Raw genomic sequence first — 15,064 nt, 5'->3', positions numbered from 1 at the left:
GAAATGGATAGCATTCTCGCATCCGACGCGTTCAGGGCGGCGGCGGATTTTCTGAAATCGGATCATGACCGCTTCATCGAAGACATCATCACGCTGACGGAGATCCCGGCGCCGCCTTTCAAGGAAGACAAGCGCGGCGAGGCCTATGAGGCGATGTTTAGCGCACTTGGCCTGGAAGAGGTCGGGCGCGATGCGATCGGCAATGTCACGGGGGTGAGACGCGGGCGCGGTAATGGCGGCCTCATCGCCATCGCCGCTCATCTCGACACGGTCTTTCCCGAGGGGACCGATTGCACCGTCCGGCGCGAAGGCACAAAGCTCTTCGCTCCCGGCGTCGGTGATGACACGCGCGGCCTTGCCACGCTTTTGACCTTCATCCGCAGCCTTGACGCGGCGAAGATCGAGACGGAGAGCGATCTGCTTTTCGTCGGCGATGTCGGCGAGGAGGGCAAGGGCGATCTGCGCGGCATCCGCCATCTCTTCAGCGAGAGCATTTACCGTGAGAAGATCTCCGCCTTTTTCACCATGGATGGCATCAGTCTCGACCGGATCGTCACCGGTGCGGTTGGCTCCTATCGCTATCATGTCAGTTTCACCGGGCCGGGTGGCCATTCGCTGATGGCCTTCGGCACGGTCAATCCGGCCCATGCGCTGGCCCATGTGATCACGGGCCTGTCGGAGACGGAGGTTCCCTCAGATCCGCGCACCACCTATTGCGCTTCTGTTTTGGGCGGGGGAACCTCGATCAATGCCATTCCCGAACAGGTCTGGCTTGAAATTGATCTTAGGTCCGAGGATGCTGCGGCGCTGAACGCGCTTGATGCGCGCCTGCACCAGCTGATCGGCGAAGCAGTTGCGCGCGAAAATGCGCGCGGTGATACGGAAGCTGGCGAGATTGTCGCAAAGGCGGAGCGGATCGGCGACCGGCCGGCGGGCCGCACGGCCATGGATGCGCGGATTGTGACGGCGACGACGGCGGCGCTTCAGGCTTTCGGCTTTGCAGCCGGACCGGAATTTTCCTCCACCGATGCCAATATTCCGATGAGCCTCGGCATTCCGGCGATCAGCCTTGGCACCGGTGGTGACGGCGGACGCGCCCATTCGCTGGATGAATGGATCGACGTCGAACCAGAAGCATCTGCGAAGGGGCTTCAGGCGGGGCTTGCGGCCATTCTCGGCACGGCCGGGCTTTTTGAAGGGTGAAGCAAGTGCGGGAGGCATCGCCATGCGGCGATGCCTGTTGTGCGTCAGCTGCGATAATGCATGCTGCTTTCGAGCAGGTGCTGGGTATAGCTTTCCTTGGCATCCTGCCGGCGCATGGCGTCGACATCCAGCAGTTCGACCAGTTGTCCATGCTGCATGACGGCGACGGTTTCGCACATATGGCCGACGACTGAAAGATCGTGCGACACCATCACATAGGTGAGGTTGCGTTCCGCGCGCTGATCGGCCAGCAGGTTTAAGATCTCTGCCTGCACCGAAACATCAAGCGCTGAGGTCGGCTCGTCGAGAAGCAGGATTTCCGGCTCCGGCGCCAGAGCGCGGGCAATCGCCACGCGCTGGCGCTGACCGCCGGAAAGCTGGTGCGGATAGCGGAAGCGAAAGCCTGATCCCAGACCGACATCATCGAGAAGCTTTGAGATCCGCTTGTCGACATTATCGCGAAACCCGTGCAGGCCGAGCGTTTCGGAAAGAACCTGATCGATGGTCTGGCGCGGGTGCAGCGAGGCATAGGGGTCCTGAAACACCATCTGCACGGTCTTGTAGAACTGGCGGCTGCGCTTGTGCAAAAGCTGTTTGCCCGCAACCGTCATGGTTCCGTCCACCGTATCGATCAGGCCGGTAATGGCACGCAATACGGTTGACTTGCCGGAGCCGCTTTCGCCGACCAGCCCGAAACTGGCGCCCTTCTTGACGACGAAAGACACATCTTTGACGGCTTCGACACGGTTCGGTCCATGCCCGAACCAGACATAGAGATCGTCGATTTCGAGCGCGTTCATAGCATTCCACTCACACTTGGGGCGTTGCGCCATTCCGGGTCGCGGTTCAGCGTTTCCAGCCGGCGTTCCGGCATGTCCAGCCGTGGCATCGAATTGAGCAGGCCGCGGGTATAAGGGTGTTTTGCCTCTTCCAGCGCACCGGCAGCGCAGGTTTCGACAATCCGGCCACCATACATGATCAGGATCCGGTCGCAGAAATTCGACACCAGACGGAGATCATGGCTGATGAAGATCAGGCCCATGCCGCGCTCACGCACCAACTTGTCCATGATCTCTAGCACCTGGATCTGTACCGAGACGTCAAGTGCGGAGGTCGGTTCGTCGGCGATCAGGATTTTCGGATCGGCGATCAGCATCATGGCGATCATGACGCGCTGGCCCATGCCGCCGGAAAGTTCGTGCGGATAGGCATCATGGACGCGTTCCGGATCACGGATGGCGACGGCTTCGAGCATTTCCAGCACCCGCTCGCGGGTCTTGCTGCGGTTCAGCTTGGTGTGCGTCAGCAGGGCTTCGGCGATCTGCTGCCCCACCGTCATGACCGGGTTGAGCGAGAATTTCGGGTCCTGCATCACCATGGAAATATCGCGCCCGCGCAAGGCACGCATCTCCTTTTCCGACATGGTGAGGAGGTCCTGGTCAAGCACCTGCATCCGGTCGGCCGTGACCATGCCGGGCTTGCGGATGAGACGCAGAAGCGCGCGACCGGTCATGGATTTGCCCGAGCCGCTTTCCCCGACAATGCCGAGCCGCTCCTTTCCGAGCGAGAAACTGATGCCGCGCACGGCATCAAAAATCCCGGTGCGGGTCGGAAAGCGGACCCAGAGATTTTCAACCTCGACAAGATTGCTCATTGGCTGCTCTCCTTCGGGTCCAGCACATCGCGCAAACCGTCGCCCAGAAGGTTGAAGGCCAGGCTGATGGTGAAGATCGCAAGGCCGGGCATGGTGGCAACCCACCAGTGATCGAGAATGAATTTCCGTCCGTCCGAAATCATCGCGCCCCATTCCGGCGATGGCGGCTGGGCGCCGAGGCCGAGAAAGCCGAGGCCTGCAGCCGTCAGGATGATGCCGGCCATATCCAGCGTCACCCGCACGACCAGCGAGGAAATGCAGAGCGGCCAGATATGCCGGGTGACGATGCGGATCGGACCGGCGCCCTGAAGCCGGATTGCCGAGATGAAATCGGAATTGCGGATCGTGAGCGTTTCGGCGCGGGCAATGCGTGCATAGGGTGGCCAGGCAGTCAGCGAGATGGCAAGCACCGCATTTTCGATACCGGCGCCCAGTGCCGCGGCAAAGGCCAATGCCAGCACCAGACGCGGGAAGGCGAGGAAAATATCGGTAAGACGCATCAGCACCGTGTCGACGATGCCGCCGGTATAGCCGGCGACCGTGCCGATGATCAGGCCGGCTGCGGGGGCAATCAGGGCAACGAGAACGACGATATATAGCGTGATCCTTGAACCGTAGATCAGCCTGCTCAGAATATCGCGGCCGAGTGAATCCGTCCCCAGAATATGCCCGGCAGAAAAGGGCGCGGCCAGCCGGTTGGACAGGTCCTGAAAGAAGGGATCATGCGGGGCGATCAGCGGTGCAAGGGCTGCGACCAGAAGCAGCGCCATGAGAATGCCAAGGCCGATCATGGCGAGTGTGTTGCGTTTCAGCGAAAGCCAGCCCTGATACCAGGAGACCATGCGGGCGTGGTTGCGCGATGTTGGAACATCCGTCAGCAGCCAGGCGCGCCAGCCTTTTGCTTCTACTTCCTGATTTGTCATCGCGAAGCCCTCGGATCGAGAAATCTGTAAAGCAGATCGGAAAAGATGTTCAGGCCGATGAAGACCAGACCGATCACGATCGTTCCGCCGAGAACTGCGGCCATATCGGCCGAAAGCAGCGAGGTGGTGATGTAGCTGCCAATGCCGGGCCAGGAGAAGATGATCTCGGTCAGAACCGAGCCTTCAAGCAGGCTGGCATAGGAAAGCGCGATCACGGTGATGAGTTGAACCTGGATATTGCCAAAGGCATGCCGCCAGATCACCTGCCGTTCCGACAGACCCTTGACCCGCGCCGTGGTGATATATTCGGCATTGAGCTGTTCCAGCATGAAGGAACGCGTCATGCGGCTGATATAGGCCAGCGAATAGTAGCCGAGCAGGGAGGCTGGCAGGATGATGTGGGAAACCGCGTTCCAGAAAATGTCGGTCTCGCCGGCGAGCAGGCTGTCCACCAGGATCATGCCGGTCACCGGCGGCACCATATCCTCATAGAAGATGTCGATCCGGCCTGGCCCGCCGACCCAGCCGAGAATGCCGTAAAAGATCAGAAGACCGACAAGGCCGAGCCAGAAGATCGGCATGGAATAGCCGAAAAGTGCGACGAAGCGGGCAATCTGATCGGCAAAGCTGCCGCGTTTGACAGCCGCCAGAACGCCAAGCGGAACGCCGATGATGACACCGATAATCGTGCCGATTGTCGCCAGTTCCAGCGTCGCGGGAAAGAAGCGGGCAATGTCATGCAGCACCGGCTGGCCCGTGCGGACGGATTGGCCGAGATCGCCGTGGGCAACGTCCTTGAGGTAGATCCAGAACTGCGTCAGGATCGACTGGTCGAGACCCAGTGCCTTGTAGGCCGCATCATATTGGGCCTGGGTGGCACGTTCGCCGATAATGGCCAGAACCGGATCGACCGGCATGAGCCGCCCGATGACGAAGGTGATGAATAACAGACCGACCATCGTCGCAACGACCGTCACCAGAAAGGAGACGGTCTTGCTGACAATGGGCGGCATGGACAGCTCACGCTGCCCACCCCGATTTGCCATGATGCCGATCCTTACTTCGTGACCGGCCAGAAGGCTGCCGAGCTGACGGCGGCGCCCATGCTGAAGTCCTTGACCTTGTCAGACATGGCAGCCTGCTCGATCTGCTGGAACATGATGCCGAACGGACTGTCCTTGAGGAACTGGCGCTGTTCGTCCTCATACATGGCGGCGCGCTTGGCCGTGTCGTTTTCGATCGTCGCAGCTTCCGTCAGCTTGGTATATTCCGGGATATCCCACGAATTGCGCCATGCCAGATAACCGGTATTGCCGGCTTCCTGCGAATTGTCAGGATTGGCGGCAAAGGTGCTGGCATTGGTGTTCGGGTCGGCATAATCCGGGCCCCAGGCACCAACATAGACGTCAAAATCGCGCGAACGATATTTGTCGAGGGTCTGGGCGCCTGTGCCAACCAGAAGGTCGACCTTGATACCCGCCTGGCCCCAGGTGTTCTGCAGCGACTGGGCAATATCGATACGTTCCTGCGCGTCGCGCACGATGATCGTCAGCGGGAAGCCGTCCGGATAGCCGGCCTCGGCGAGCAATTCCTTGCCCTTGGCAACGTCGAGCGAATAGGGCGCGTCGTCGATGGCACCGAGATAGGTTGCGGGCAGATAGGTCTGGTGGGTGGTGTACTGACCCTGAAGGAAGCTGTCCTGCATGCCCTTATAGTCGGTGAGATACTTCATCGCCTCAACGACCTTCGGGTTCGACAGCACGTCGCCCTTCTGGTTGGCCGACCAGTACATCAGACGGCCGCGCAGTTCGGAATCAACCTTCAGGCCATCCTCATCCTTGACGGCGGCGATATCTTCAGGCGTCAGGTTGCGGGCAATGTCGATATCGCCCTTTTCCAGCATCAGGCGCTGGCTGGCGCTTTCCATCACATTGCGGATGATGACGCGTTCCATGGCGGGCTTGTCGCCGGTGTAATTCTTGTTGAAGCTGAGCGTGACGCTTTCATTCGGCTTCCACGAGGTCAGCTCATAGGGGCCGGAACCGGCGGAGTGGTCGCGCAGCCAGCCATTGCCCATGTCGCCATCAACCTCGTGGCTCATGACTTCCTTGGAATCGAGGATCGAGGCGATATTTGCGGTCAGGCAGTTCAGGACGAAGGACACGGCATAGGGCTTGTCAGTCGTCATCTTGAAGGTCGTGTCGTCGGTGGCGACCAGCGTTTCATCGACATTGTCCGCGGTAAAGCCGAACTGGGTCAGGATGAAGCTTGGCGTCTTGTCGAGCAGCACGGCGCGGCGCAGCGAGAATTCAACATCCTTGGCGGTCAGCGGATTGCCGGAGGCAAATTTCAGCCCATCCTTGATCTTGAACGTGATGGTCTTGCCGTCTTCGGAAACATCCCAGCTGTCAGCGATCGACGGCTGAAAACCCTTCTTCAGATCGAGCGGGTCGAAAGCGACCAGAAACTGATAGATATTGTTGCTGATTTCACCGGCGGAAAATTCGAAAGACTGGGCCGGATCCATGGTGATCAGGTCATCAATCCGAAGCGCCATGACCAGCATGTTGTCCGGCGTCTTGGCCAGTGCCGGCAGAGCCGAAGTCGAGATAAGCAGTGCTACACCGGCCGCCAGAGCGGCCTTCGAGATCATCTTCATAAGCTATTCCCCTTTGTTGTTAGCTTTTGAATCCATATATTTTCTGCGGATTTTCACCGCAATCGGGGCGCGGCCTTCAGGCCTCGCCCCAGATTTTTCTCAAAACGCGGAACCAGTTGCCGTGGCAAAGTTTCGCAATCAGCGCCTCGCCGAAATCATGACGGTGCATGAGCTGTCTCAAAGCCGGCAGGCCCGCAACATCGCGGATGCCTTCCGGTATTGTCGCGCCGTCGAAGTCGGACCCGAAACCGACCCTGTCTTCGCCAAGACGCGAAATCAGGTGATCGAGGTGGCGCAGCATGATGTCGAGTGACATGTCTGCATCCATGCGGCCATCCGGACGCAGGAAGGCGGTGGCGAAGTTCAGCCCGACCATGCCATCGCTTTCGGCAATGATATCAAGCTGGCGATCGGTCAGATTGCGGGCATGCGGCGAGACCGCATAGGCGTTGGAATGGGTGGCGACGATCGGCGCATCGGTGATGGCGGCGAGATCATTGAAGCCCTTCTCATTCAGATGCGACACATCCAGCATGATCTTCAGCCGGTTGCAGGCGCGCACCAGTTCCCTGCCAAGATCGGTAAGGCCTGGGCCGATATCGCCGGTGGAAGGGAAACGGAACGGCACGCCATGGGCAAAGATCGTCGGCCGGCTCCAGACGGGGCCGAGTGAACGCAGCCCCTGGGCGTAAAGCGTCTCCAGTATTTCGAACTCAGGATCAATGGCTTCGGCACCTTCGAGGTGGAGGATTGCCGCCAGCTTGTCGGTCTTGAGGGCTGCTTCAAGTTGGGCGACGCTGGTGCAGCCGGTCAGAAAGCCCGCGCTTTCCAGATCGCGGAAGATCGCGACTTCAGCGTCCACCACCTTGAGCGCCTCGCGCTGGTCGACCATTGGCGGCAGCGGCACATCATAGTGATCGCGCCGCATTTCCTCGTCGCTCGAACGGCCGCTCTCATGACGGCTCGGTACCCACATGGCAAAGAAACCGCCGCCAAAGCCGCCTTCAAGCGCACGCGGAAGGTCGATCTGGCCGCTATCCAGTCCCTGGAGTGCTCCCTCGATCGAAGCCGAGCCGCTCAAGATACGCAGCATGAAATCATTGTGACCGTCGAAGATCTTCGGCGCACTGTCTGTGGTCATTTCTGTGCTTTCAAAAATGGATAAGGCGTCCGGCATGGGTTAGGTATTTTTTCCGTGTGCATGACTGAATTCAAAAAATTAAACTAACACTCTCGCTGCCGGTGGAAATCCAATCGTCAAATGTCAATTTTGACCGGTTGAACAATCTTTTGCAAATGAATATCGCCGCCTACTATCTGTCAATAGCTTACATATGATCTGCAATATTTATGGTCGGGGAAATGCGGCTAAATGGCTGCGATAAAGGGCGGATCGCGCTCTAATGACGCGGGGGGCCCGGATCGGGGGTATCGAGCCGGTAGATATTGCGGAAGCGTTTCGGTGACATGCCGGTCTGTTCGCGAAACACTTGATAGAATCGGCTGATCGAACCGAAACCCGCCTCATAGGCAACGGCAGCAGCACTTTTCTCCGAGCCCAAAAGCATGCGCTGCGCCGTCACCAGCCGGCAGCGCAACAGATATTGTGCGATCGTCATGCCGGTCGAGCGGCGGAAGAGCCCCATGGCATATTTGGGATGAAGATCAGCGGCCCGCGCCACGTCATCAATGCGGATATCGGTATCGGCATGATCGCTGATATAGCGCGTCATCTCCACCACCTTGCGGTGATTGCCTTTGAGCGCATTGGCAACCTTCGGCGCCGTCGCCAGAAGATTGCTCCAGCCGGTTAGGTCAGCCCGGCGCAGACGCAGTTCGAGATGGCCGTAATTCAGGCTCGACAGCACGTCTTCACTGGCGCGCAGATCCTTCTGGATCATCGCCATGAGATCGGCATCGAGTGGCAGTTTCTCATCAATGCGGATAAAGCCGCCATTGAGGACGGCAAGCTTCAGCGCCCGGCTGAGGGGGGAAAACATGAAGGTTTCAATCGGCACATAGATGCAGGAGAAGTACGCATCATCAACGCTGTCGACGACCTGATGCGGAATGGCACCCCAGAAGAATACGAAGTCACCGGCCGAAAGCTCAACAATCTTGCCGTTGAAGATATAGCGCACTGCGCCGGACAGGATCAGGTTCAGCTCGATCTGGTTATGAACATGCGGACCGCGCATCGGCAATACGCGGTCGCGCTTGTCGGCGGAGAACCGGTTTTCGGCGATGCCAAAAGGTGCCTTGCGGGTTTTCGTCATGTGGGAATCTTACTTTCCGGGAAAAAAACGGATTTAAACAAGACGAATTCTTGTGCGCAATCTGCATACAATCAAGTGGTAAAATTCAATAACAAGCACTCCAGAGGCCGTATCATGACGATTTCCAAGCATATTGCGACTGCTCTCATCGGCGCCGGCCTTTTTGCCGCCGCCCAGGCCCAGGCGGGCACGGTGGTCTTCAACGCCTCCGTCGCCAGCGATCCTGACCGTGAATCGGTCAACGCCGCTGTTGCTGCATTCGAAAAGATCCACCCGGACATTGATGTCGAGGTCAACTTCTACGACGAGGAAAGCAACAAGACGGCTATCCGCAACTGGCTGACCACCAGCCCGCCGGATATCGTCAAATGGTATGCCGGTAACAAGATGGTCCAGCTGGTCGAGCCGGGGCTGCTCGCCGATATCTCCGATATCTGGACCGACGACATGAAGGCCGAGTTCGGACCTGGCATGGTTGACGCCGTCAGCGTCGACGGCAAGCAATATGGCGTGCCGACATCCTATTCGACATGGGCGGTCTATTATCGCACCGATCTTTTCGAAAAGGCCGGTGTTGCCGCCCCGATCGAAACCTTTGACGATCTTGTCGCCGCCTGCAAGACCTTCCGCGCCAGTGACATCATTCCGATTGCGCTCGGTTCCAAGGGTGCCTGGCCGCTTGCCGGGTGGTTCGACTATATCGATCTCAGGCTCAACGGCTATCAGTTCCATATGGATCTGATGAACGGCAAGGTCGACTGGACCGATGACAGGGTCAAGGCGGTGTTTGGCGAATGGAAAAAGCTAGTTGATGCCGACTGCTTTGCCGAAAACCACACCAGCCTTGCCTGGCGCGAAGGCCTTGCCAAGATGAACCAGGGCGAGGCGGCAATGATGCTGATGGGCAACTATCTGATCGCCAGCCTGACGCCGGAAGCAGAGCCGGTGACCGGGGTCATGAATTTCCCCGTGATCAATCCCGATATTCCGCGCGCCGAGGATGCGCCGATCGAGACCTATCACATCCCGGCCAAGGCGAAGAACATTCCGGAAGCCAAGATGTTCCTGGCCTTCCTGATGCAGCCCGATACCCAGTCGCTGATGACGGAAATCTATCCGAACCTGCCGGCCAACCCGGATGCAACGCCGCCGAATGTCCGCCTGCTGGAAGAAAGTGCCAAGCTTGCGGCTGGTGCGGAATATTATGCGCAGTTTATCGATCGGGATACGGACAGCCAGGTTGCCACCGTCGCCATGGATGGCTTCCAGGAGTTTCTGGTTCACCCGGAACGGCTTGACCGGATCCTCGCCAATATTGAACGGGCCGAAAAGCGCGCTTATCCGAACTGATCCGGCTGTCGGACAAATATGCCCTGCCGCCTGTTTCTGGCGGCGGGGCGTTTCACAACGGAAATAGGCCGGCTGACAGGCCCGCCAGGGAGTTCGCCTCTTGTCCGAGCAGACTATGAACAGCTCAATGCCCGCATCGCCGGGTTTCTGGCGACGCCATCAGCGCCGGCTGGCACCGGCGCTGTTTCTTGCCCCCGCAGTGATCATGTTCCTTGTTTTCGTGATCATTCCGGTGATCGAGAGCCTGCGTCTCAGCCTTTATGACTGGGATGGCCTGTCAACGCCGCGCTTTATCGGACTTGGCAATTATGTCGAGCTGTTCCGCGACGATCCGGTGTTCTGGACGGCGCTGAGGAACAATATCTACTGGCTGGTGGCCTTTCTGGTTTCACCCGCTCTCGGTCTGGCGCTGGCGCTGTTTCTCAATCAGAGCGGTTTCGGCATGCGCTTCGTCAAGTCGCTCTATTTCATGCCCTTCGTCATCTCCCAGGTCGTGGTGGGGTTGATGTTCAGCTGGTTCTTCAATGCCGATTTCGGCCTGCTGAATCATATTCTCGAAGGCCTCGGCCTGCCGCCGGTCGCTCTGCTGGAAAATGAAAGCACCGCTACTTTCGTCATCATCGCCGCGGGCCTGTGGCCGCAAGTTGCCTATTGCATGATCCTCTATCTGACCGGGCTGACCGCCATCAATCCCGAGCTTCTGGAGGCGGCCCGCATGGAGGGCGTGAAGGGGTTCAAACTGCTCTGGCATATCGTTTTGCCGCAGCTCAAACCCGCAACCTCGATCGCGTTGATTGTTTCGGTGGTCGGCGCCCTCAGATCTTTCGATCTGGTTTCGGTGATGACCGATGGCGGACCCTATCAGTCCTCGACCGTGCTTGCCTATTATATGTATGAACAGACCTTCGGCGCTTTCCGCATCGGCTATGGTGCGGCGATTGCCTCCTGCCTGTTCTTCCTGATGGATATCTGCATCGTGATCTATCTGATCCGGTCGCTGCCGCGTGCGAGAGGCCGCTGACATGTTTCCTGCACCGATTGAAAATGCCACGCCAGCGCGCCGCCGCTTCTATTACGCCACCGTCTGGGTTGCGATGATTGTCTGGCTGTTGCCGATCGTCGGCATTGCCGTCACCTCGATCCGTTCGGTTCAGGATCTGAATGCCGGCAATTACTGGGGCTGGCCGACCGAGATCAGCGCCGTGGCCAATTACACCCGGGTCTTCACCTCCTCGCCGATGCTGCGTTTCCTGTTCAATTCGACGGTGATCACGCTTTTGGCCTGTGTCGGTTCCATCGCATTGTCGGCCATGGCCGGTTTTGCCCTCAGCCGATACCGGTTTCGCGGCGCGACCCTGCTTCTGGCCCTGTTCATTGCCGGCAATTTCGTACCGTTCCAGATGCTGATGATCCCGGTGCGCGATATCGCGCTTCACGTGATCCCGGTCTATGACACGATCTGGGCACTGGTGATCTTCCACATTGCCTTCCAGACCGGGTTCTGCACGCTGTTCATGCGCAATTTCATCGCCGAGCTGCCCAATGAACTGATTGAGGCTGCACGGGTGGAAGGTGTCAGCGAGATCAAGATCTTTCTCCATGTGATCCTGCCGCTGGTGCGGCCCGCCATGGCGGCGCTTTTCGTGCTGATCTTCACCTTTGTCTGGAACGATTATTTCTGGTCGCTGGTGCTCGTGCAATCCGACAGCGCCCGCCCCGTTACCGCCGGTATTCAGGCGCTGAAGGAGACCTGGACCAACACCTGGCACCTGATTTCGGCGGGATCGCTGCTTGCCGCCGTGCCGCCGGTTGCCGTCTTCTTCCTGATGCAACGGCAATTCATCGCCGGTCTCACATTCGGTGCCACCAAGGGCTGAACCAACGGAAATTCAAACATGTCCTATGTAACCCTCGACCATATTGCCAAGGATTTCGGCCCGACCCGCGTGATTGACGATCTTTCACTGTCGATCGAGAAGGGCGAATTCGTTGTTTTCGTCGGCCCGTCGGGCTGTGGCAAATCCACGCTGCTGCGGCTGATTGCCGGGCTGGAACAGGTTTCCGGCGGCAGCCTGCTGATTGATGGGACCGACATCACCCATGTCGATTCAGCCAATCGCGGCATTGCCATGGTGTTCCAGTCCTATGCGCTTTATCCGCATATGACGGTGGCGGAGAATATCACCTTCGGCATGCGCATGAACAAGGTCGACAAGGCGCTGATCGCCGAGCGGCTGGCGCGCGCTGCGGCCATGCTCCACCTCGAACCGCTTCAGGAACGCAAGCCCGCCCAGCTTTCCGGCGGTCAGCGCCAGCGCGTCGCCATCGGCCGCGCCATCGTGCGCGATCCAAGCGTGTTTCTCTTCGATGAACCGCTGTCAAACCTCGATGCCGCACTGCGCCACGAAATGCGGGTGGAAATCCTGAAGCTGCATCGCGATCTCGGCGCGACCATGATCTATGTGACCCATGATCAGGTTGAAGCCATGACCATGGCCGACAAGATTGTGGTTCTGTCGGGCGGCCGGATCGAGCAGGTTGGCGCGCCGCTTGATCTCTATCTCAGGCCCGCCAATCGTTTTGTTGCCGAATTTCTCGGCTCGCCCAAGATCAACTGTATCGAAACCACGGTGCATGCGCTGGCCGATGGCATTGCCAGCCTGCTTCTGCCTGGCGACGCCGTCATGGCCTTTCCCGTCGGCGATACGGAGATAAAAACCGGTGATGCAGTAACGCTGGCGATCCGGCCGGAACATTTTGTCCTTGATGAAGGGGCGACGGCCCGGCTTTCCGGCACGGTGGAACTGGTCGAGCATCTGGGATCCGAAACCCTGCTGACGGTGCGCGTCGATGCCGGTACGGTGATGACGGTCAAGGTCGATGGCGTCAGCCGGGTGCGCTCGGGCGATCAGATCAGGCTCGGGCTGACGCCGCAGGCCTGCCAGCTTTTCAGCGCCTCCGGCGAAACCCTGGTGTTCAGCACCATCGCCGCGGCCGAATGAGCCGTCAGTCGAAAAGAACAGACAAGGATAAAGCCTGATGCTCGGCGTTTGCTACTATCCCGAACACTGGGACGAAGATTGGTGGGCCGATGATGCCCGCAAGATGCGTGAAATGGGCATTCGCTATGTCCGCATCGCCGAATTTGCCTGGAGCCGAATGGAACCGGAACCCGGCCGCTATGACTGGGCCTGGCTCGATCGCGCCATCGACGTGCTGGCGGCTGAGGGGCTGAAGATCGTACTCGGCACGCCGACGGCCGCTGCGCCAAAATGGCTGGTCGACGCCCATCCCGATGTGCTGCCGGTCTTTGCCGATGGCAGAGCGCGCGGTTTCGGCTCGCGCCGCCACTATACCGCTGCATCATCAACTTTCCGCGCCGAAACCGACCGGATCGTCACGGCAATGGCGAAACGCTATGGCCACCACGACGCGGTTGTCGGCTGGCAGATCGATAATGAGTTCGGTGGCGACGATACGGTTTTGCTCTACGGGCCGGAAGATGCAGCCGGCTTTCGCGGCTGGCTTACAAAACGCTACCAGTCCGTCGAGGCGCTGAACCGCGCCTGGGGCAATGCCTTCTGGTCGATGGAATTTCGCACGATCGACGAGGTCATCCCACCGGCGGGGCAGGTTTCCGACGCCAATCCGGCAGCATTGCTCGATTTCTGGCGCTACTCCTCCGACAGTCTTGCCGACTATTGCGCGCTTCAGGCGGGGATCTTGCGCAAATATTCGCCGGGCCGTTTCATCACCCATAATTTCATGGGCTTTTTCCATCAGTTCGATCATGCACGGCTATCGGAAAGTCTCGATTTCTGTTCCTGGGATTCCTACCCGCTTGGCAAGGTCGAGCATTTTCCGATGGCCGACGACGAGCGGGCACGCTGGTACAATACTTCGCATCCCGATTTCTCCGCCTTCCATCATGAACTCTATCGCCGTCTGAGGAATGATCGTTTCTGGATCATGGAGCAGCAGCCAGGCCCGGTGAACTGGGCCCACTGGAACCCGGCGCCGAAAGCCGGCATGGTGCGGCTCTGGGGCTGGGAGGCGCTGGCGCATGGTGCGGAAGTGGTGAGTTATTTCCGCTGGCGGCAGGTTCCCTTCGCCCAGGAACAGATGCATGCCGGCCTGCAGCGCCCGGACAGGCAATTGTCCCCCGGCGGTCACGAGGTCACGCAGTTGGGGCGCGAAATCGAAGCCGTCGGCGATCTGCCGCCGATTAAGCGGGCGCGGGTCGCGATCCTGCTCGACTATGAGGCAGCCTGGATCACCACGATCGAGCTGCAGGGCGACGACTTCAATTACAAGCTCCTGCTGCATCGCTGGTATGAGGCGCTGCGCCGTCACGGCATCAATGTCGATGTTCTAACCCCCGGCCGCTCGCTTAAAGGCTATGATCTTGTCTTCATTCCGTCGATGCCGGTCGTGTCTGAAGCGGCGATGGACGCGTTCCGTCAAACGGACGCCCATCTGGTTTTCGGGCCGCGCTCCGGTTCAAAACTGGCCAATTTCGAAATCCCCGCAACCCTGCCGCCGGGGCCGTTGCAGGATGTTCTGCCGTTGAAGGTCGCGGAAGTGTCCTCGCTTCGGCCGGGACTGAAAATTCCGGTCGCAGGTGAAGGTCTTTCGGGCAACGTGACGCGCTGGCTGGAACGGATCGAAACCGATATGGCGGTTCTGCTTGCGACAGAGGACGGGTTGCCGGTGATGGTCGGCAATGACAGGGCGCATTATCTCGGTGCCTGGGCTGAACCTGAACTCCTCCATGCGATCTTCGCCCGCCTTCTCGATGAGCATGACATTCCGCGTCGCGAACTTCCCGAGCATGTGCGCATGATGACGCGCGGGCCGGTGACCATCGTCTTCAATTACGGCCCCGGCGCCTATGAGATCGAGACACCGGCCAAACGTTTCCTGCTCGGCGGCAAAACCGTCGCGGCCTGCGATCTGGCAATTTTCGAGGCGGTGTAACCGTCGGTTGCCAATGACGTAA

Annotated in this window: 13 protein-coding genes; 6 read left to right on the top strand and 7 right to left on the bottom strand. The window is 59.1% G+C overall.

Annotation, left to right across the window (positions count from 1 at the left end; all coding sequences use genetic code 11):
• Positions 1 to 3: 3 nt before the first annotated feature.
• Positions 4 to 1,203, top strand: coding sequence for a M20/M25/M40 family metallo-hydrolase (locus FJU08_RS15040; RefSeq protein WP_210245243.1), 1,200 nt, complete (start codon positions 4 to 6; stop codon positions 1,201 to 1,203).
• A gap of 44 nt (positions 1,204 to 1,247) precedes the next feature.
• Here the strand turns inward: FJU08_RS15040 and FJU08_RS15035 are convergent, their stop codons facing one another.
• From FJU08_RS15035 to FJU08_RS15005, 7 genes are all read right to left on the bottom strand, one after another.
• Positions 1,248 to 2,003 carry an ABC transporter ATP-binding protein gene (locus FJU08_RS15035; protein WP_141149837.1) on the bottom strand — a complete coding sequence of 252 codons (756 nt, stop codon included), beginning with the start codon at positions 2,001 to 2,003 and terminating at the stop codon, positions 1,248 to 1,250.
• Positions 2,000 to 2,857: an ABC transporter ATP-binding protein gene (locus FJU08_RS15030; RefSeq protein ID WP_141149836.1), complete on the bottom strand. Its 858-nt coding sequence runs from the start codon at positions 2,855 to 2,857 to the stop codon at positions 2,000 to 2,002. The genes FJU08_RS15035 and FJU08_RS15030 overlap by 4 nt, the downstream gene beginning before the upstream one ends.
• Positions 2,854 to 3,780 carry an ABC transporter permease gene (locus tag FJU08_RS15025; protein WP_141149835.1) on the bottom strand — a complete coding sequence of 309 codons (927 nt, stop codon included), beginning with the start codon at positions 3,778 to 3,780 and terminating at the stop codon, positions 2,854 to 2,856. Before FJU08_RS15025 ends, FJU08_RS15030 begins: the two co-directional genes overlap by 4 nt.
• Entirely contained in the window at positions 3,777 to 4,793 is a 1,017-nt protein-coding gene (locus FJU08_RS15020; RefSeq protein WP_407943715.1) for an ABC transporter permease, read from the bottom strand. Before FJU08_RS15020 ends, FJU08_RS15025 begins: the two co-directional genes overlap by 4 nt.
• Positions 4,794 to 4,837: 44 nt before the next feature.
• Positions 4,838 to 6,439 (bottom strand): ABC transporter substrate-binding protein, encoded by a 1,602-nt coding sequence (locus FJU08_RS15015; RefSeq protein ID WP_141149833.1) that lies wholly within the window; start codon positions 6,437 to 6,439, stop codon positions 4,838 to 4,840.
• A gap of 76 nt (positions 6,440 to 6,515) precedes the next feature.
• Complete coding sequence (locus FJU08_RS15010; protein ID WP_141149832.1) at positions 6,516 to 7,580, bottom strand: dipeptidase; 1,065 nt, start codon at positions 7,578 to 7,580, stop codon at positions 6,516 to 6,518.
• Positions 7,581 to 7,839: 259 nt separating this feature from the next.
• A complete protein-coding gene (locus FJU08_RS15005; protein WP_141149831.1) occupies positions 7,840 to 8,715 on the bottom strand; it encodes a helix-turn-helix domain-containing protein in 876 nt (291 codons plus the stop codon).
• Positions 8,716 to 8,829: 114 nt separating this feature from the next.
• Here FJU08_RS15005 and FJU08_RS15000 point away from each other — a divergent pair, with 114 nt between their 5' ends.
• The 5 genes from FJU08_RS15000 (at position 8,830) to FJU08_RS14980 (ending at position 15,042) form a co-directional block, all read left to right on the top strand.
• Complete coding sequence (locus FJU08_RS15000; protein WP_181409861.1) at positions 8,830 to 10,065, top strand: ABC transporter substrate-binding protein; 1,236 nt, start codon at positions 8,830 to 8,832, stop codon at positions 10,063 to 10,065.
• 100 nt (positions 10,066 to 10,165) lie between these two features.
• On the top strand, positions 10,166 to 11,086 hold the full coding sequence (locus FJU08_RS14995) for a carbohydrate ABC transporter permease (protein WP_328592419.1): 921 nt from the start codon (positions 10,166 to 10,168) through the stop codon (positions 11,084 to 11,086).
• A 1-nt stretch (position 11,087) separates the two neighbouring features.
• Positions 11,088 to 11,942 (top strand): carbohydrate ABC transporter permease, encoded by an 855-nt coding sequence (locus FJU08_RS14990; protein WP_141149829.1) that lies wholly within the window; start codon positions 11,088 to 11,090, stop codon positions 11,940 to 11,942.
• Between the two features lie 18 nt (positions 11,943 to 11,960).
• Positions 11,961 to 13,067, top strand: a complete 1,107-nt coding sequence (locus tag FJU08_RS14985; protein WP_141149828.1) for an ABC transporter ATP-binding protein — start codon at positions 11,961 to 11,963, stop codon at positions 13,065 to 13,067.
• A 37-nt stretch (positions 13,068 to 13,104) separates the two neighbouring features.
• Entirely contained in the window at positions 13,105 to 15,042 is a 1,938-nt protein-coding gene (locus FJU08_RS14980; protein WP_141149827.1) for a beta-galactosidase, read from the top strand.
• The last annotated feature ends 22 nt before the right edge of the window (positions 15,043 to 15,064 follow it).

The organism is Martelella alba (assembly GCF_006516955.1).
GTDB classification, from domain to species: Bacteria; Pseudomonadota; Alphaproteobacteria; order Rhizobiales; family Rhizobiaceae; genus Martelella; species Martelella alba.
The sequence above is the reverse complement of the archived record's forward strand: the minus strand, read 5'-3'. Positions and strand labels throughout refer to the sequence as shown.